Source organism: Azospirillum sp. HJ39 (assembly GCF_041507355.1).
Lineage (GTDB): Bacteria > Pseudomonadota > Alphaproteobacteria > Azospirillales > Azospirillaceae > Azospirillum > Azospirillum thiophilum.
The window spans coordinates 487,604-504,754 of sequence record NZ_CP167905.1 but is presented as its reverse complement, the minus strand read 5'-3'; the positions used below and the strand labels follow the sequence as shown (position 1 = coordinate 504,754).

At 67.8% G+C, this 17,151-nt stretch carries 16 protein-coding genes; 4 read left to right on the top strand and 12 right to left on the bottom strand.

Annotation, left to right across the window (positions count from 1 at the left end; genetic code table 11):
- Positions 1-45: 45 nt before the first annotated feature.
- The 4 genes from ABMY26_RS02900 to ABMY26_RS02885 form a co-directional block, all read right to left on the bottom strand.
- A complete protein-coding gene (locus ABMY26_RS02900; RefSeq protein ID WP_372394968.1) occupies positions 46-1,653 on the bottom strand; it encodes an amidohydrolase family protein in 1,608 nt (535 codons plus the stop codon).
- Position 1,654: 1 nt separating this feature from the next.
- A complete protein-coding gene (locus tag ABMY26_RS02895; protein ID WP_372394967.1) occupies positions 1,655-2,575 on the bottom strand; it encodes an ABC transporter permease in 921 nt (306 codons plus the stop codon).
- Positions 2,576-2,590: 15 nt separating this feature from the next.
- Positions 2,591-3,532, bottom strand: coding sequence for an ABC transporter permease (locus ABMY26_RS02890; protein WP_372394966.1), 942 nt, complete (start codon positions 3,530-3,532; stop codon positions 2,591-2,593).
- 76 nt (positions 3,533-3,608) lie between these two features.
- A complete protein-coding gene (locus tag ABMY26_RS02885) occupies positions 3,609-5,183 on the bottom strand; it encodes an ABC transporter substrate-binding protein (RefSeq protein ID WP_372394965.1) in 1,575 nt (524 codons plus the stop codon).
- A gap of 146 nt (positions 5,184-5,329) precedes the next feature.
- Here ABMY26_RS02885 and ABMY26_RS02880 point away from each other — a divergent pair, with 146 nt between their 5' ends.
- From ABMY26_RS02880 to ABMY26_RS02870, 3 genes are all read left to right on the top strand, one after another.
- Entirely contained in the window at positions 5,330-6,130 is an 801-nt protein-coding gene (locus ABMY26_RS02880; protein ID WP_372394964.1) for an IclR family transcriptional regulator, read from the top strand.
- A 302-nt stretch (positions 6,131-6,432) separates the two neighbouring features.
- Complete coding sequence (locus tag ABMY26_RS02875) at positions 6,433-6,630, top strand: hypothetical protein (protein ID WP_372394963.1); 198 nt, start codon at positions 6,433-6,435, stop codon at positions 6,628-6,630.
- Positions 6,631-6,835: 205 nt separating this feature from the next.
- Complete coding sequence (locus ABMY26_RS02870) at positions 6,836-7,222, top strand: nuclear transport factor 2 family protein (protein WP_372394962.1); 387 nt, start codon at positions 6,836-6,838, stop codon at positions 7,220-7,222.
- A gap of 82 nt (positions 7,223-7,304) precedes the next feature.
- Here the strand turns inward: ABMY26_RS02870 and ABMY26_RS02865 are convergent, their stop codons facing one another.
- Entirely contained in the window at positions 7,305-7,769 is a 465-nt protein-coding gene (locus ABMY26_RS02865; RefSeq protein WP_372394961.1) for an Lrp/AsnC family transcriptional regulator, read from the bottom strand.
- A gap of 156 nt (positions 7,770-7,925) precedes the next feature.
- Here ABMY26_RS02865 and ABMY26_RS02860 point away from each other — a divergent pair, with 156 nt between their 5' ends.
- Positions 7,926-8,942 (top strand): 1-aminocyclopropane-1-carboxylate deaminase, encoded by a 1,017-nt coding sequence (locus ABMY26_RS02860; RefSeq protein WP_372394960.1) that lies wholly within the window; start codon positions 7,926-7,928, stop codon positions 8,940-8,942.
- A gap of 46 nt (positions 8,943-8,988) precedes the next feature.
- Here the strand turns inward: ABMY26_RS02860 and ABMY26_RS02855 are convergent, their stop codons facing one another.
- The 7 genes from ABMY26_RS02855 to ABMY26_RS02825 all read right to left on the bottom strand — a co-directional run bounded on the left by ABMY26_RS02855 (position 8,989) and on the right by ABMY26_RS02825 (position 16,983).
- Positions 8,989-10,146 (bottom strand): M20 family metallopeptidase, encoded by a 1,158-nt coding sequence (locus ABMY26_RS02855; protein ID WP_372394959.1) that lies wholly within the window; start codon positions 10,144-10,146, stop codon positions 8,989-8,991.
- Positions 10,143-11,564, bottom strand: coding sequence for a M20 family metallopeptidase (locus ABMY26_RS02850; protein ID WP_372394958.1), 1,422 nt, complete (start codon positions 11,562-11,564; stop codon positions 10,143-10,145). Before ABMY26_RS02850 ends, ABMY26_RS02855 begins: the two co-directional genes overlap by 4 nt.
- Positions 11,565-11,614: 50 nt before the next feature.
- Positions 11,615-12,568: an ABC transporter ATP-binding protein gene (locus ABMY26_RS02845; RefSeq protein ID WP_372394957.1), complete on the bottom strand. Its 954-nt coding sequence runs from the start codon at positions 12,566-12,568 to the stop codon at positions 11,615-11,617.
- The gene (locus ABMY26_RS02840) at positions 12,565-13,551 is read right to left on the bottom strand and encodes an ABC transporter ATP-binding protein (RefSeq protein WP_372394956.1); all 987 of its coding nucleotides are present in this window, start codon (positions 13,549-13,551) and stop codon (positions 12,565-12,567) included. Before ABMY26_RS02840 ends, ABMY26_RS02845 begins: the two co-directional genes overlap by 4 nt.
- A 4-nt stretch (positions 13,552-13,555) precedes the next feature.
- Positions 13,556-14,467: an ABC transporter permease gene (locus ABMY26_RS02835; protein WP_372394955.1), complete on the bottom strand. Its 912-nt coding sequence runs from the start codon at positions 14,465-14,467 to the stop codon at positions 13,556-13,558.
- Positions 14,464-15,381 (bottom strand): ABC transporter permease, encoded by a 918-nt coding sequence (locus tag ABMY26_RS02830; protein WP_372394954.1) that lies wholly within the window; start codon positions 15,379-15,381, stop codon positions 14,464-14,466. The genes ABMY26_RS02835 and ABMY26_RS02830 overlap by 4 nt, the downstream gene beginning before the upstream one ends.
- A 72-nt stretch (positions 15,382-15,453) precedes the next feature.
- A complete protein-coding gene (locus ABMY26_RS02825; protein WP_372394953.1) occupies positions 15,454-16,983 on the bottom strand; it encodes an ABC transporter substrate-binding protein in 1,530 nt (509 codons plus the stop codon).
- Between the last annotated feature and the right edge of the window lie 168 nt (positions 16,984-17,151).

Sequence of the window (17,151 nt, the reverse complement as noted above, 5' to 3'; positions counted from 1 at the left end):
GGTCCTCATTGGTATGGAAAGTGAGTATGGAAATGGTTTGACCTGTCAGGCGCGGGCCAGCGCCTTGCCCGGCCGTGCGCCGGTGTGCCCGCCGTCGCGCAGAACGAACTGCCCGGCGACCAGCACGTCGGTGATGCCGTGCGGCGGCTGCGTCGGGTCCTGGAAGGTCGCGCGGTCCACCACGTCGGCGGTGAACAGGGCGAGGTCGGCCGCCATGCCCGGCCGGACCAGCCCGTGGTCGGACAGGCCGAAGCGCTGCGCCGGGACGGCGGTCATGTGGCGCACCGCATCCTCAAGCCCCAGCTGCCCCTCGCCTTTGATGGCGCGGGCGAGATAGCGCGGGAAGCTGCCGAAGGCGCGCGGATGCGGCTTGCCGGTCTCGCGCGGCAGCCCGTCGGAACCCAGCATGTGCAGCGGGTGCGACAGCGCGGTTTCCAGATCGGCCTCGGCCAGTTGGAACATGACGATGTTGGTCCGGCCGCGGTCGGCGCGGATCAGCCGGACCAGCGTGTCGAAGGGCGGCTCCGCCGCCACCTCGGCGATCTCGGCCAGCGACAGCCCTTCCAGCTTGCGCAGGTCCGGCTCGCCGACGCCGCCGATGCGGACATTCTCCCAGCCGATCAGGCGGATCTTGGATTCCCAGCCGGCGTCAAGTGGCGCCTCGCCCTCTTCGACCGCGCGGCGCAGCGCCGCCAGCCCGTCCGCATCGGCGATGCGGGCCAGCAGCGCGTCGACCCCGCCGTCCAGCGCCGAGGGCGGCAGCAGCTGCAGGATCGTGCTGGAGCCGGCCGGGTAGGGGTACATGTCGAAACTGACGTCGGTGCCGTCCTTGCGCGCGATCTCCAGCCGTTCCACCGCCCGCGGAAGGCTGCCCCAATAGGGCCGTCCGGCGGCCTGCAGGTGGGAGAGCAGGCCGCTCGCCCCGCCGGCCTTCAGCAGCTCCAGGAATTCGTCGACCGAGGCGATCAACCCGCCCTCGTAGGAGCGGACATGGGCGGTCAACAGCGCGCCATGCGCCGCCACCACTTCCGCCAGCCGCACCAGCTCGGCGCGGTCGGCCCAGGCGCTGGGTGGGTAGACGAGGCCGAGCGACAGGCCGTGCGCGCCCTGGCGCAGCTGGTCCGCCAGCAGGGCCGCCATCGCCTCGCGCTCTTCCGCCGTGGCGGCGCGGTTCTGCCAGCCCATGACGGCGAGGCGCAGCGCGGCATGGCCGACCAGCGAGACGAGGTTGATGGCGGTGCCGCGCCCGTCGAGCGCCGCGCGGTAGGCGGTGAAATCGGCGAAGGTTTCCTCCGAGGCGACGGTGCCCAGCAGGTTGCCGAAATGCTCGCGGAGCGGGCCGGCGCTGGCCGGGCTCTGCGGGTAGAGGCCGAAGGAGCAGTTGCCGACCACGACGGTGGTCACGCCCTGCGCCACCTTCTCCGGCCGGCCGGGCTGGCGCAGCTGGATCAGGTCGTCGTGGCAATGGGCGTCGATGAAGCCGGGGGCGAGGAAGCGGCCTCGCGCCTCCAGCAGGTCGGCGCCGGGCGCCTCCAGCCTCGGGCCGACGGCGGCGACGCGGCCATGCTCGACCAGCACGTCGGCGGGGAACCAGGGGGCGCCGGTGCCGTCGATGACGCGGGCACCCCGGATGAGGATGGCAGAGGCACTCATCTCACTTCGCCTTCTGGAGCCGGGGGTCGAGCGCGTCGCGCAGCCCGTCGCCGACGATCTGCAACGACAGCACGGTCAGGACGATGGCGCAGCCGGGGAACAGGATCAGCCAGTCGGCCTGCTGGAAATACTGCTGGGCGCCGGCAATCATGTTGCCCCAGGTCGGGGTGGTCGGCGGCACGCCGACGCCGAGGAAGGACAGGGCCGCCTCCGTCAGGATGGCGTAGGCGAAGATGAAGGTCGCCTGCACCAGGATCGGCGACATCAGGTTGGGCAGGATGTGCAGGAAGACGATGCGCGGGGTGGAGGCGCCGAGCGCCGTCGCCGCCTCGATGAAGGGCATCTCGCGCACCACCAGGCAGGCGGCGCGCACCACGCGGGCGACGCGCGGGGTGTAGACGATGCCGAGCGCCAGCACGACGTTGTAGAGCGACGGCCCGAGCGCCGCCATGAAGGCGATGGCGAGCAGGATGTCGGGAAAGGCCATCAGCGCGTCGGTCAGCCGCATCAGCACGCCGTCCAGCGGCCGGATGTAGCCGGCGGCCAGCCCCAGCAGCGTGCCGAGCAGCGTCGCCACCACCACCACCAGCAGCCCGACCAGCAGCGACAGCCGGGCGCCCAGCATCACGCGGGACAGCACGTCGCGGCCATATTCGTCGGTGCCGAACCAATGGGCGGCCGACGGCGGCTTCAGCCGGCCGAGGATGTCCATCTTCATCGGGCTGAAGGGGGTGATCCAGGGCGCCAGCAGCGCCACCGCCAGGATGGCGACCATGACCAGGAAGGACAGCACCACCAGCCGCCGCCGGAACAGCTGGCGCATCAGCAGGGCGAAGGGCGACCGGCTGCGCTGGGGCCCATTGGGGGATGGGGCGGAGGAGGGAAGGGGAACGGCGCCGGGATCGGCGGGAACGCTTGCCATGGAAACCCTCCCTCGTCAGTAACGGACCCGCGGATCGACCACGGCATAGAGCAGGTCGACCGTCAGGTTGATCAGCACATAGATGGCGGACACCACCAGCAGGGCGCCCTGGATGACCGGATAGTCGCGGCGCAGCACGGCCGAGACGATCAGGTTGCCGACGCCGGGCAGGCCGAACACGGTCTCCGTCACGATGGCGCCGGCGATCATCACCGCGGTGGTCAGGCCGATCACCGTCAGGATCGGGATCATCGCGTTGCGCAGCGCATGCTTCAGCACCACGACCAGCGGCGGCAGCCCCTTGGCCCGCGCGGTGCGGACATAGTCATGGCTCAGCACGTCGAGCATGCTGGTGCGGGTGAAGCGCAGGATCAGCGCCGAATTGGGAATGCCGAGCGCGATTGCCGGCAGCACCAGATGGCGCATCCGCTCCATCAGGTCGGCATCGGGCGGGCCATATCCTGCGACCGGGAACCAGGAATGGTCGACCGCCAGATACTTGATCAGCGTCAGCCCGATCCAGAAGCTGGGCACGCTGGCCGCCAGCATGGCAAGCCCGACGGCCGTCTGGTCGATCAGGCCGCCGCGCTTGGCTGCAGACAGGATGCCGACCGGCACGCCGATCAGCATGGCGATGCCGACCGACATCATCGTCAGCAGCGCCGTCAGCTCCGACCGTTCGGCCAGCGCCTGGGCAACGGGCCGGTTGAGGAAGATTGATTCCCCGAGGTCGAAGCGGACGATCTGCCCGAGATAGAGCAGGAATTGCGTCAGCAGCGGCTCGTCGAGCCCGAGCCGGCCGCGCAGGGCCGCGACATCCTCCGGCGTGGCGGAGGAGCCCAGCATGACGGCGGCGGGGTCGCCCGGCACCACGCGGGCGATCACGAAGACCACCATGGCGACGAGCAGCATGACGATCATCATGCCGGCGAACCGGCGGACGATGTAGACGAGCATGATTGCGGTCCTGGGATGGATCCCCTCTCCCCGGGGGGGAGAGGGGGTATTCAGGAGAGGAAGCTTTCAGCCGCCCTCAGCTCTTCAGGTCGGTGTTCCAGAAGAACGGCCACGGGGTCGGCGTGTAGCCGGTCAGCTTGTCGCTGCTGGCGGCGAGGTTGTAGAACTCGCCGACCTTGACGCTGGGCACCTCGCTGTAGAACAGCGTCTGCAGCGTCACCCATTTCGTCTTGCGGGCCGCCGGGTCCATCTCGCGGTTGAAGGCGGCCAGCGCCTCGCGCTTGGCCGGGCTGTCCCACCAGCCGGGATAGCTGGGGTTCAGCACCGTGATCAGCGACGGCTCGGGCACGAAGGTGTGGTAGGTGAAGAAGGCGTCCCAACCCTTGTCGTCGCCGCGGCGCTGCAGCAGCGTCGCCCAGTCCAGCACCTGGAGATCGACCTTGAAGCCGGCGAGTTCGAGCTGGGCCTGCGCGACCATGCTCATCTTGTACAGGAACTCGTACTGCACCGAGGTCATGATGCGGATCGGCTCGCCCTTGTAGCCGGCGGCCTTCAGCAGCTCCGCAGCCTTGCCGGCCGCATGGTCGCTGTAGGGCTTGGCGCTGGCCGCGTCGTAATAGGGCGTGCCCTGGGCGTAGATCGACCCCTCCGCCTGGACGAAGGCGGGATCGCCGAGGCCGGCCAGCAGCATGTCGTTCGGCTCCAGCGCCGCCAGGACCGCCTGACGCACCTTCGGGTTCGCCATGACGCCGGTCTTGGTGTTCATGATCATCAGCGGGAAGCCGAAGGGCTTGACGATCACCGGCTTGACGCCGGCGGCGTCCTTGATGCGCGGCAGGGTTTCCGCCGGCAGGCTGTCGGCGAACTGGTACTGGCCGGCCAGGACGCCCGAAACGCGGGTGGCGGCGTTCGGCACCGGAACGAAGCGCACCTCGCCGATGGTGGCCTTGCGGCTGCCGGCATAGCCGCTGGGCGTGCCGGCGGGCGAGGCGTAGCCGTCGTGGCGCACCAGCCGGATATACTGGTCGGGCTTGTGCTCCAGCAGCTTGTAGGGGCCGGTGCCGACCAGTGACTTCAGGGCGCCCGGCCCGTCGATCACCGATTTCGGCACGATGGCCGCAGCGCCGTTGTTCATCGCCAGGAGCGCGGTCAGCGGCGCGAAGGGTTCCTTCAGCGCGATGACGACGGCGTCGGCGCCCTTGGCCGCGATGCTCTCCACCAGCGGGGCGACGGTCTTGCCGCGCGGCGAGGCCTTGGTCCAATGGTCGAGCGAGGCGACGACGTCGTCGGCCGTGACGGTGCTGCCGTCATGGAAGGTGACGCCGCTGCGCAGCGGGATGGTGTAGGTCTTGCCGTCCGCCGACACCTGCGGCAGGGCCGATGCGACCAGCGGGGCCAGCTTCCAGTCGCCGTCGAAGGTGAACAGCGTCTCGAACATGTGCTGGGTGATGATGCTGACCAGATCGGACGTGGTGCCGACCGGGTCCAGCGTCGGCGGCTCGCCGATGGTGGCGACGGTGACGACCGACGCGCCGCCCTGCTGGGCCTGCGCAGGGGTGGTCCAGGTCCCCAGGACACCGGAGGAAAGTCCACCAACGGCAAGCGTCGTGCCGAGGGCGGTGTTGAACAGACGTCGCGTAATCCCTGTCATTTCCGTCTCCCGAACCGTTTGTCCGAAATATCGGACGTCGGTCTTGTATTCCAGACAAGCGAACGGTATATCGGACAATGAGCGCTGGCAAGCCGAAAAACCGCGTGCTAATCGGTGTTGCAGAGCAAAAGAGGGGCGCGGATCAGATGAAGGGCGGCGGAGTGGCGGAAAAGCAGGTGGCGGAAAAGCAGGTTGAGGAGAAGCCGACGGGCCGCGCCCGCGGCATCGACCGCGTCATCGCTTTGATGGAGCATCTGCACAGCCGCCGCGCGCCGACGCGGATCGCGGACATCGCGCGCGACACCGGAACCCCGCGCTCCACCATGTACGAACTGGTCAACACGCTGGTTGAGGCGCGCTGGCTGGAACTGCGTGACGGCGACGGCACGGTCTATTTCGGGCCGGCCATGCATTATTATGGCAGCGACTACCTCGACAGCGTCGACCTTATCCGCAAGGCGCGGATCGAGGTCGCCCACATCGCCGAGGCGGTGGGGGAGACGGCGCAGTTCTGCACGCTGGACGGCGACAAATATCTGGTCGTGCTGAACGAGCCGGGCCGGCGCATGTTCCGCATCAGCTCGGAGATCGGGATCAAGGTGCCGATCCCCTGGACGGCATCGGGCCGGTTGCTGGTCGACCATCTGAACCGGGACGAGATCCTGCGCTTCATTCCGCCCGAGGATTTCATCCTGCCCGACGGCCGCCGTATCGCCGAGGACGAGTTCATGCAGGACATCGGCCGGGCGCGCAGCCAGGGCTATGTCCGCACCACCGCCCTGGTCGACCGCTTCACCACCTGCCTTGCCGCCCCGGTCCGCGATCCGGCCGGGCGCTGCATCGCCACGATCTGCTTCGTCGTGCCGGCAGACACCACCGAAGAGGCGCAGGAGATGATGATCGACACGCTGAAGGCCAGCGCTGAACGGCTGTCGCCGGGGCGTTGACGGGTGCTGCCTCCGCCATTGCCGTTTGACGGGGGCGCACCCATATGTTTTATACTGTTGAAGCAGCAGCCAGTAATAGCGCTGCGAAGTCCCCAAAAATCCCCCTGTAGCGCTGCGAAATCTCCGAAGTCTAAAAGATACCGATGCTGACTTGTCTTTCGCAGCGCTATGCTGCAATGCGAAAGAACGCAGTCTGCAATGTGATGTCTGTGCTTTTTCCGGGCCGTGATTGTGACAAACTCTTCCCAACGGAGCGAGGCGATGGTCCTCGGAACTCCCAACCACTCCAAAGGAAGACAGTCATGACCGCGCAAGAAATCGAATCCCGCGTTTTCGCCGCCAAGTTCGCCGTCGTCCGCGTCATCGTCGCCGTTGCCTTGTTCGCCGCGATCGCCGCCACCTCCAACGCGAACGCCATCCTGGCCGCCGACGAAGTCCGTGCCGCCGTCGCCGTCGAGATGGTGCGCTCCCTTCCGGTCATGGTTGCCGACGCTCACTGAGGACGGGGAACGGAGCCCGCCGGGCAGGCGGACTCCGTTGCGACATGGCACGGCGTGACGGTCCGGGTTTCAACAGTCCGACTCCTGCGGCCAACCGGCGCACACCCCGATGCAGATCTGGCCCACAGATGAATACTAGTATATCAATCTGTGAGCCCGCCACCTTCCTGGCGGGCATGGACTGCAATTGACCGGGAGGGTCGCCATGCTCACGAACAATTCCGCCGAATCCGGCACCATCGCTTCGGCCGTCGCCGCCCTGCGCGACGCCATGCTGGCCGGCGACGGCGCGGCGCTGGACGCGATGACGATGGACGAGTTGACCTACGGTCACTCCAACAGCCGCCTGGAAGACAAGGCGGCCTTCGTCAGTGGCCTAGACGGCAAGAACGCCTTCAAGGCAATCGACCTGAGCGACCATTCGCTCCAACTGGTCGGCGACGTCGCCATCGCGCGCCACACCTTCGATTGCGTCAACAACCTGCCGGACGGCAAGACCAGCACCGCGCATATCCGCGTGCTTCAGGTGTGGAAGTCGGTGGACGGCGCCTGGAAGCTGCTCGCCCGCCAGGCTTCTCCGCTGCCGGTCTGACCGCTGTTCAACCGGTTCCATCCGCCCGGCTCCATCCACTGGGCCGGCGATGGGGCCGGTTTTCAATTCTGTGCGGCCGCCCTCAGAAATCCAGCAGGGCGTTGTCGATCACTTCCTTCATCACGAAGAAGGTGCGCGTCTGCCGCACGCCGGGCAGCGCGATCAACTGTTCGCCGTGCAGGCCGTTGAAGTCGGCGATGTCGCTGACGCGAATTTTCAAAAAGAAGTCGAAGTCGCCGGCGACCAGATGGCAGTCCAGCACGAAGGGCAGCTTGCGGATCGCCTTTTCAAACTCGCCGAAGCTCTCCGACGTCGAGCGGTCCAGCACGACCCCGACGATCACCAGTGTTCCGCGGTCCACCTTGGCCGGCGCGATCTCCGCCCGCACCGACCGGATGTAGCCCTCCTCGAACAGGCGTTGGGTGCGCCGGTGGCAGGTCGCCGGGCTGACATGGACCGCCTTGGCGACATCGGCATTGCTCATACGGCCATCCCTTTGAAGATATTGAAGAATCTTGCGGTCCACCGCATCCAGCTCATAGGCCATGAAAGAACCTTCCATATCTTGTCGAAAAATAGCCTATTCATCCCGCAAATCCGCATCAAGACGTCTTCGAGATGAAATTCGACGGCCAACTATGAGAGCACCTTTCAAATCTGGGATGATACGGTCGCATCATCCTACCAGTTGGAGCCCGACACGATGCGCCTCGACCGTTTCGAACGTTACCCGCTGACCTTCGGCCCGACCCCCATCGAGTATCTGCCGCGCCTGACCGCGGCGCTGGGCGGCAAGGTCGAGATCTACGCCAAGCGCGACGACTGCAACTCCGGCCTCGCCATGGGCGGCAACAAGCTGCGCAAGCTCGAATACATCGTGCCGGACGCCATTGCATCGGGGGCCGACACGTTGGTCTCCATCGGCGGCGTGCAGTCGAACCACACCCGCATGGTGGCGGCGACCGCGGCGAAGATCGGCATGAAGTGCGTCGTGGTCCAGGAAAGCTGGGTTCCGCACGAGGACGCCGTCTATGACCGCGTCGGCAACATCCTGCTGACCCGCCTGATGGGCGCCGACAGCCGCATCGTCCCCGACGGCTTCGACATCGGCATCCGCAAGAGCTGGGAAGAGGCGATTCAGTCGGTCGTGGACGCCGGCGGCAAACCCTACGGTATCCCGGCCGGTGCGTCGGTCCACAAGTACGGCGGCCTCGGCTACGTCAACTTCGCCGAGGAGGTGCGCAAGCAGGAATCCGACCTCGGCTTCAAATTCGACTATATCGTCGTCTGCGTGGTGACCGGCTCGACCCAGGCCGGCATGATCGTCGGCTTCGCCGCCGACGACCGCGCCGACCGCGTGATCGGCATCGACGCGTCCGGCACCGCGGAACAGACCCGCAGCCAGGTCCGCCAGATCGTCGACAACACCGCCGAACTGGTCGAGCTTGGCCGCAAGGTGCGCGACGACGAGATCGTCATCCTGGAAGACTACGCCTATCCCGCCTATGGCGTGCCGAGCGCCGAGACCAACGAGGCCATCCGGCTTGCGGCCCGCACCGAGGCGATGATCACCGACCCGGTCTATGAGGGCAAGTCGATGCAGGGCATGATCGATCTCGTGAAGAAGGGCTGGTTCCCCGAAGGCTCGAAGGTGCTCTACGCCCATCTCGGCGGCGCTCCGGCGATCAACGGCTACAGCTACACCTACCGCAACGGCTGAGCCTGTCCGGTTTCCTCCCCCGTCCGCTGGCGGGGGAGGGCGCCCTTCACAGACCGGCCACCGTCACCGCCAGTGCCTGCGCCCGCGGCACCAGCGTGTCGAGCCGGCACCATTCGCGCTCCGTATGCGCGGCTCCGCCGACCGGCCCCAGCCCGCACAGCGAGGGCACGCCAAGCGCTCCGGTGAAGCCGGAATCGGCGCAGCCGCCGGTGAATTCCCCGTCCACGGCGAACCCGACCGCCGCCGCCGCCGTCCGGTAGCGGGCGAACAGATCCTCAGCCATCCGCTCCTCCAGCGGCATGAACAGGTGGCCGCGCCGGTAACTGGCGCTGGTGCCCGGCACGTCCTCCTTCGCCAGGATCGCTGCGACCCGGTCGAGGATCCCGTCCAGCTGGTCCACCGACAGGAAGCGGATGTCGAGCGCCGCCTCGGCATGATCGGCCACGGTGTTGGAGGTGCGCCCGCCGCGGATAACGCCGACATTGGTGGTGATGCCGGCGGCATAGTCGGTCAGCGCGTGCAGTGCCGTGATCTTGGCGGCGAGCGCGCCGATGGCGCTGGCGCCGTCGGCATGGTTGACGCCGGAATGGGCGGCCCGGCCGGTCACGGCGATGTCCAGTGTCAGCCCGCCCTTGCGCGCGATGACGACATTGCCCGACGCGCGCCCCGGCTCGGCATTGAAGGCGGCACGCGCGCCCGTCGCCACCTCCTCGATCACCGTGCGGCCGGAGGGCGACCCGATCTCCTCGTCCGCCGTGAACAGCCCGATCAGCGGGAAATCGGTGCCGCCGGCCGCCTTCAGCGCCCGCAGGACGAAGACGTCGACGACCAGACCGCCCTTCATGTCGGCCACGCCCGGCCCGAAGCCGGTATCGCCGTCGCGGCTGAAGGGACGCCCCGCCACCGTGCCCTTGGGATAGACGGTGTCGCGGTGCCCCATCAGCAGCACCGGCGCCCCGCCGCTCCGCCCCGGAATCTCCGCCTTCAGCACGCCGCCGTAGGTCGCGTTCGGCAGGCGCGTCACCGCGATGCCGTCGGCCTCCAGCAGGGCCGCCATCGCCTCGCCGACCGCATCGATGCCGGCGGCGTCGCGGCTGCCGGAGTCGATGTCCACGATCTGCTGAAGGAAATCCTCCATCTCCGTCCGGCGGGTGGCGAGCCAGTCGCTGGCGCGCCGGGCAAGCGGGGTCATGGAAGCGGTCATCGCGCACGTGCCTCCCTGATCGACGGGCCGGTTTCGCCCAGATCCCAGAACAGCCCGGCCATGATGCGCAGCGCCTCCTCCGCCACACTGCCCAGCATGTGCTCGTTGGGGGCGTGCTGCGAGCAGGCTGGGTAGGAGTGCGGAACCCAGATCGTCGGCAGCTCCAGCGCGTCGGAGAACACGTCGTTGGGGATCGAGCCGCCCAGGTTCGGCAGCAGCGCCGGCTTCTTGCCGGTCGTCCGCGCCAGCGAGTCCAGCGTCCAGCCGACCCAGGGGTCGGTCGGGTCGAGGCGGGTCGCGGCGAAGGTCTCCATCCTGCCGGTCGACAGCTGCACCTGTCCAAAGCCGTTGGCGTCGAAATGGGCGCGGATCGCCGCCAGCGCCGCCTGCGGATCGGTGCCGACGACGAAGCGCAGTTGCAGCGTCGCCCTGGCCGATGGCGGCACCGCGTTCACCGGCGCCCGCGGGTTGCCGGTCTCGAAGGCCAGCACCTCCAGCGCGTTCCAACCGAAGACGCGCTCCTCCGGGGTCAGCCCCGGCTCGCCCCAGTCGCGGTCGATCTCCGGATCGTTCGGCCCGCCGCCGACCGTGAGGTCGGCGATGGCGGTCTTGACCGCGGGCGGGATCGGCGGCGGCTTCAGCGCGTCGAGTTTGATCCGGCCATGCTGGTCGATCAGCGAGGCGATGGCGTTCGCCAGGATGGTGCCGGGGTTGGCCAGCAGCCCGCCCCAGTTCCCCGAATGGTGCCCGCCCTCGCGCAGGGTGATGCTCAGGTCGAAGTTCAGCGCCCCGCGCGAGCCGAGGAACACGGTTGGCCGTCCGGCGATCACCCGCGGCCCGTCCGATGCGATCAGCACATCGGCGGCCAGCAGGTCGCGGTTGGCCTCCGCCATCGCGCGCAGCCCCGGCGACCCGGCCTCCTCGCCCATCTCGATCAGGATCTTGGCGTTGAAGCCCAGCCGGCCGCCGCGCTCGGCCATCACCTGGGCCAGCGCCGCGATGTTGACCGAATGCTGGCCCTTGTTGTCGGCGATGCCGCGGCCGTACCAGCGGTCGCCGTCCACCGTGACGGTCCACGGATCCATGCCGTCGCGCCATTTCCCCTCATGGCCCAGCACCACGTCGCCGTGGCCGTAGACCAGCACGGTCGGCAGGTCCGGATCCTCCCGCCGTTCGGCGACCAGGAACGGGCCGCGGCCGGAAACCGGGTTCTCGACGATGGTGGAGCCGAAGCCCAGCGCCTGAAGCGTCGGCAGCATCTCGTCGGTCAGGTAGGCGCGCAGTTCGGCGCCGCGGTCGGCGGACTGGCTTTCCGTCTTGATGGCGACCCGGCGCGACAGGTCGGCCAGGAAGGCGCCGGAGGCGTAATGGTCTGCCGCGCGGGCAATGGCGCCCGCACGCGATGGCTGGTTGGTCATGATCGGGCTCGGGAGAAGTGGGATCGGAGGCAGTGAAGTCAGAGGCGGGATCAGGAGGCGAAATGGCATGCGGCGAACCCGTCGGCGACCGGGACCGGTCCCGGCGGCGTGACGCGGCACCGGTCGGCGGCGCGTGGGCAGCGCGGGTGGAAGCTGCAGCCCGGCGGCGGGGCGATGGGGTTGGGGAAGGCGCCGGTGATGCCGGCGTCCGGCATGCCCAGCGACGGATCGGGGGTCAGCACGCAGTCGAGCAGCGCCCTGGAATAGGGATGGCTTGCCCCTTCGAACAGCGCCTCGCGGCTGCGTTCCTCGACGATGCGGCCGAGATACATCACCGCCACCCGGTCGGCCAGATGCTCGACCACCGCAAGGTTGTGGCTGATGAAGAAGTAGGTCAGGCGGAATTCGCGCCTCAACTCCATCAGCAGGTTCAGGATCTGCGCCTGCACCGATACGTCGAGCGCCGAGGTCGGCTCGTCGCAGATCAGCACGTCCGGCTTCATCACCAGCGCGCGGGCGATGGCGACGCGCTGGCGTTGGCCGCCCGACATCTGGCCGGGATAGGCATCGATCACCCGCCGCGGCAATCCCACGGCGTCCAGCATCTCGGCGACCCGCTTCTGCCGGTCCGCCGGGGTGCCAATCCTGTGGGCGACCAGCGGCAGGGCGATCAGGTCGGCCACCGACTTGCGCGGGTTCAGCGACGAATAGGGATCCTGGAACACCGGCTGGATGCGCCGGGCCACCTCGCGCCGGTCGGTATCGGCGATGGGCACGCCGTCGATCCGGATCTCGCCGGAGGTCGGCTTGGTCAGGCCCAGCAGCATTTTCGCCAGGGTCGATTTCCCAGACCCGCTTTCGCCGACCAGTGCATGCACTTCGCCACGGGCGACGGTCAGCGACACGCCGCCGACCGCGGTCAGCGTCGCCTTCGGCCGGAACATCCCCTGCGAGATCGCATAGGTCTTGGTGACGTCCTTGAGTTCGAGCACCGGGATGGTCATTGCGGCCTCCCGCCGGCAAGGGTCGGTTCGAGGATGCAGGCCATGCGGTGTCCCGGCAGGATCGTCCGGTCGGGAACCTCCTCGGCGCAGCGTCCCGCCGCATGGTCGCAGCGGTTGCGGAACATGCAGCCCGTCAGAGTGCCGACCAGGTTGGGAACCTGCCCCGGAATGGTGCCGAGCGGTTCGCCGGGCCTGGTGCGGCCGGGCACCGGGATGGAGCGCAGCAGCCCCTGGGTGTAGGGATGGCTCGGCGCGCCGAACACCGCCTCCACCGGGCCGGCCTCGACAAAACGGCCGGCATACATCACGGCGACCTTGGTGGCGACGCGGGCGACCACGCCTAGATCGTGGGTGACCAGGATCAGCGCCATGCCGAACTCCTGCTGAAGATCGCGCAGCAGCTTCAGGATCTGTGCCTGGATCGTCACGTCCAGCGCCGTCGTCGGCTCGTCGGCGACGATCAGGTCGGGCTCGCACATCAGCGCCATGGCGATCATCACGCGCTGGCGCAGCCCACCGGACAGCTGGTGCGGATATTGCCCCAACCGCGAAGCCGCAGCGGTGATGCCGACGCGCTCCAGCAGATGCACCGCCCGCTCGCGCGCCGTCCGGCGGTCGACCCTGCGGTGCCGGCGCAGCGCCTCGGCCAGTTGGTCGCCGATGGTGTAGGCCGGGTTCAGCGAGGTCATCGGTTCCTGGAAGATCATCGCCATGCGGTCGCCGCGCAGATTCTCCTTCTCGCGCTCGCCGGCCGCCATCAGGTCGATGCCATCGAAACGCATGGTGTCGGCGCGGCGCACCGCGCGGGAGGGGAGCAGATCCATCAGCGCCAGCGAGGTCAGCGACTTGCCGGATCCGCTCTCGCCGACGATGGCCAGCGTCTCGCCGCGCTCCAGCGTGAAGGAGATGCCGTTGACCGCATGCAGCAGGCCGGCCTCGGTAGGGATGTCGATGGTGAGGTTCTCGACGTCGAGCAGGGGCATCGCGTCAGCTCCGGTTTTCGGGGGCGGTGACGTCGCGCAGCCCGTCGCCGAGCAGGTTGATCGCCAGCACCAGCGCCACCAGCGCCACACCGGGGATGGTGATGACCCAGGGGCTGAAGAACATGTACTGCTTGCCCTCCGCGATCATCAGGCCCCAGGAGGGCAGGGGCGGCTGCACGCCGAGCCCGAGGAAGGACAGGGCCGCCTCCAGCAGGATGGCATGAGCCATCTCCAGCGTGGCGACGACGATCAGCGGGTTGAGGATGTTCGGCAGCACCTCCGACATCACGATCAGCCGGGTGGAGCAGCCGATGGAGCGCGCCGCCGCGACGAAGTCGGCCCCTGCGATCTGCTGGGTCGCCGACCGCGCCACCACGGCGAAGCGGTCCCACAGCAGGAGGCCCAGCACGATGATGACGGTGTTCAGCGAGGAACCGACCAGCGCCGCCGCGGCCAGCGCCACCAGCACCACCGGCAGGGCCAGCCGGACATTGATGATGTAGCCGATCACCAGATCGACCCGGCCGCCGAAGAAGCCGGCGGCGACGCCCAGCGCGGTGCCGATGGTGCCCGACACCAGGACGGTCGCCACGCCGATCAGCAGCGAGATGCGCCCGCCATAGAGCAGCCGGGCGAAATAGTCGCGCCCCAGCTTGTCGGTGCCGAGCCAGTGTTCCCAACTGCCCTTGGCGTGCCAGACCGGCGGCAGCAGGCGCCGGGAGATGTCCTGCGCATAGGGGTCGTGGGGGGTCAGCAGCGGCGCGGCCAGCGAGCAGACCAGGATGACGGCCAGCACGACGACGCCGGCCATGAATCCGGGGTGGCGCAGGCCCCGCCTCGTGAAGCGGGCCAGTGGCGAGCGGCGCACCGGAACGCTGTCGAGGGATGAGACGCCGGAGGCGGAGAGACTGGTCATGCGACGCGGATCCTCGGGTCGAGCCAGGCGTTGAGAAGGTCGGCGAGGAGGGTCAGGGCGATGTAGATCGCGGCCAGCAGCATCACGATGGCCTGGACCACCGGGAAATCCTTGCGCCCGATGGCCTCCCAGGCGAGATGGCCAAGCCCTTGCATCGAGAACACCGCCTCGACCACGATGGAGCCGCCGAGCATGAAGCCGAACTGCACCGCCGCCAGTGCCACCACCGGCACCACCGCGTTGCGCAGCGCATGCTTGAACAGAACGGTCGGCCAGCGCAGGCCCTTGGCGCGGGCGGTGCGGATGTAATCCGACGCCAGCACGTCCAGCATGCCGTTGCGGGTCAGCCGCATCACCGCCGGCACCGCGTACCAGCCGAGCGCCACCGACGGCAGCACGAAATGCGCCCAGGTCGCGCTGCCCGATACCGGCAGCCAGCGCAGGTTGACGGCGAACAGGATGATGAGCGACAGGCCGAGCCAGAAGGTCGGGATCGCCTGTCCCAGCGCGCAGAAGATCAGCGCGGTGCGGTCGATCCAGCTGCCGCGCTTCACCGCCGCCAGCACGCCCAGCGGGATGGCGATGGCGAGAGCCACGCCGAGCGCGATGGCGCCCAGCGTCAGCGTCACCGGCATGCGTTCGATCACCAGCGCGGCGACAGTCTCGCGGAAATAGAAGGAACGGCCGAAATCGAAATGCGCGGCATCGGCCAGCCAGTGCGCATATTGGACGACCAGCGGCTTGTCCAGGCCGAACTGGACGCGGACCTGGGCGACCTGTTCCGGCGAAGCCTCCGGTCCGGCGATGGCGAGCGCCAGGTCGCCGGACAGATGCAGGAGAAGGAAGGCCACGACCGACACGGTGAACACGACCGACAGCGCCACGGCCAATCGGCGAAGCAGGAAAACGAGCATGGCAGCCTCCTTGAAGGAGGTGTGGGGATGCGGCGGGCCGGGCCGGAACGGAGGAGCCGGCCCGCCGCGGCGTCATTTCCAGTGCGCGGCGTAGAAGCGGGGAAGCTCGTCCGACTGGGCCGCGAAAGCGAGGTCGGACGAGAAGGCGTAGTTGGTCGAATAGGAGAACATCGGCAGCAGATAGGCCTTCTCGGCGATGCGCGACAGCGCCTCGGCGTAGGTCTTCTTCCGCGCCTCCAGGTCGATGGTGGTGTCGGCCTTGTCCAGCAGCGCCTTGACCTCGGGGTCACGGCTCATGTCGTCCTCGTTGCCCTTGAACCACACGCCGGTGAAGGCCGACGCGTCGGCGACCGAGAAGGAGCCCCAGGTCTGGAAATAGATCGGCACCTTGCCGGCGCGGCTCAGCTCGCGCAGTGCCGCATACTTCATGAATTGCAGGTTGGCACGGATGCCGACCGCGCGCAGATAGCCGATCACCGCCTCGGCATAGTCGCGCTCGCGGTAGGCGTAGAGGTCGATGTCGAAGCCGTTGGGATAGCCGGCCTCCTTCAGCAGCGCCTTGGCCTTGGCCGGATCGTAGCCGTAGCGCGGCACGCCGTCGTCGGTGCAGCCGACCTGATCGATGAAGCAGGCGGAGTTCATCACGCGGGCGCCGCCGCGCACCAGATTGTCGACCATCGCCTTGCGGTCGATGGCGTAGGAGATCGCCTGCCGGACCTTCGGATTCTTCATCGGCGTGTCGGCGCTGGTGCGCCCGGCGGAATCGAACTGCAGGAAGCCGACGCGCATCGTTTCCGCCGCCAGCACGCTGACGTTCGGCACCGCTTCAAGCTGCGCGGCCTGGTCGTTGGGCACCCGCCAGATCCAGTCGACGCCGCCGGTCATCAGTTCCGCCATGCGGGTCTCGCCGTCGGGGATGACGCGGAACTCCAGCTTGCCGATGGGCGGATCACCGATCGGGCTGCCTTTCCAGTAGCCCTTGGCCTTCTCCATCTTCACCGACTTGCCGTTCTCCACCGAAACGATCCGGTAGGGACCGGTGCCGATTGGCGCCTTGGCGAATCCGTCGAGCCCGACCTTCTTGAAATAGGCCGCCGGATAGATCGGCGTCGGTCCCGACAGATATTCCAGTGCCGCCGGGAACGGCCCCTTCAGTTTGATGCGGACCTTGTAATCGTCGATCTTCTCGGTGCCGGCCATCCAGTCGACATTCTGCTTGGTCACCACCTTCGATTCCGGCGTCAGCACGTAATTGAAGGTGAAGACCACGTCGTCTGCGGTGAAGGGCGACCCGTCATGGAAGGTGACGCCCTTGCGCAGTTCCAGTTCCAGCGTGGTCGGATCGACCCAGGTCCAGGAGGTGGCGAGATAGGGTTCGTAGGCACCGCTCTTGGGATTGCGGTGGATCAGCGTCTCCCAGACGTGATGGGCGACGATGACACCTTCGCGCACATTGTTGTGATAGGGGCTGATGTTCTCCGGTTCGCTGTCGGAGGCATAGACGAGCGTGTCGTTCGCTTTGCCGGCGAAAGCCATGCCGGGGACTCCGACCGCCAGCGCCGCCGCGATCATCATCGATTTACCGTACGCAAATGGCGCCATGTCCGAAGCTCCGTCCAAGGGGTTCCGTTTGCACAAAAATCGGTCAGCAGGTGATACAGACACGATATTGTGCAGCATGGCATGCCGCAATTATAATAGTTGGAAGTTTGCGTTGCTATAAAGGCAATGATGGCCGGATATGCCGGATTCCGCCTGATTATTCGTTTT

Bases quoted from the DNA above. Each gene is read 5' to 3' on its own strand.
- ABMY26_RS02900 (WP_372394968.1), bottom strand. From the start codon at position 1,653: ATGAGTGCCTCTGCCATCCTCATCCGGGGTGCCCGCGTCATCGACGGC.
- ABMY26_RS02895 (WP_372394967.1), bottom strand. From the start codon at position 2,575: ATGGCAAGCGTTCCCGCCGATCCCGGCGCCGTTCCCCTTCCCTCCTCC.
- ABMY26_RS02890 (WP_372394966.1), bottom strand. From the start codon at position 3,532: ATGCTCGTCTACATCGTCCGCCGGTTCGCCGGCATGATGATCGTCATG.
- ABMY26_RS02885 (WP_372394965.1), bottom strand. From the start codon at position 5,183: ATGACAGGGATTACGCGACGTCTGTTCAACACCGCCCTCGGCACGACG.
- ABMY26_RS02880 (WP_372394964.1), top strand. From the start codon at position 5,330: ATGAAGGGCGGCGGAGTGGCGGAAAAGCAGGTGGCGGAAAAGCAGGTT.
- ABMY26_RS02875 (WP_372394963.1), top strand. From the start codon at position 6,433: ATGACCGCGCAAGAAATCGAATCCCGCGTTTTCGCCGCCAAGTTCGCC.
- ABMY26_RS02870 (WP_372394962.1), top strand. From the start codon at position 6,836: ATGCTCACGAACAATTCCGCCGAATCCGGCACCATCGCTTCGGCCGTC.
- ABMY26_RS02865 (WP_372394961.1), bottom strand. From the start codon at position 7,769: ATGGCCTATGAGCTGGATGCGGTGGACCGCAAGATTCTTCAATATCTT.
- ABMY26_RS02860 (WP_372394960.1), top strand. From the start codon at position 7,926: ATGCGCCTCGACCGTTTCGAACGTTACCCGCTGACCTTCGGCCCGACC.
- ABMY26_RS02855 (WP_372394959.1), bottom strand. From the start codon at position 10,146: ATGACCGCTTCCATGACCCCGCTTGCCCGGCGCGCCAGCGACTGGCTC.
- ABMY26_RS02850 (WP_372394958.1), bottom strand. From the start codon at position 11,564: ATGACCAACCAGCCATCGCGTGCGGGCGCCATTGCCCGCGCGGCAGAC.
- ABMY26_RS02845 (WP_372394957.1), bottom strand. From the start codon at position 12,568: ATGACCATCCCGGTGCTCGAACTCAAGGACGTCACCAAGACCTATGCG.
- ABMY26_RS02840 (WP_372394956.1), bottom strand. From the start codon at position 13,551: ATGCCCCTGCTCGACGTCGAGAACCTCACCATCGACATCCCTACCGAG.
- ABMY26_RS02835 (WP_372394955.1), bottom strand. From the start codon at position 14,467: ATGACCAGTCTCTCCGCCTCCGGCGTCTCATCCCTCGACAGCGTTCCG.
- ABMY26_RS02830 (WP_372394954.1), bottom strand. From the start codon at position 15,381: ATGCTCGTTTTCCTGCTTCGCCGATTGGCCGTGGCGCTGTCGGTCGTG.
- ABMY26_RS02825 (WP_372394953.1), bottom strand. From the start codon at position 16,983: ATGGCGCCATTTGCGTACGGTAAATCGATGATGATCGCGGCGGCGCTG.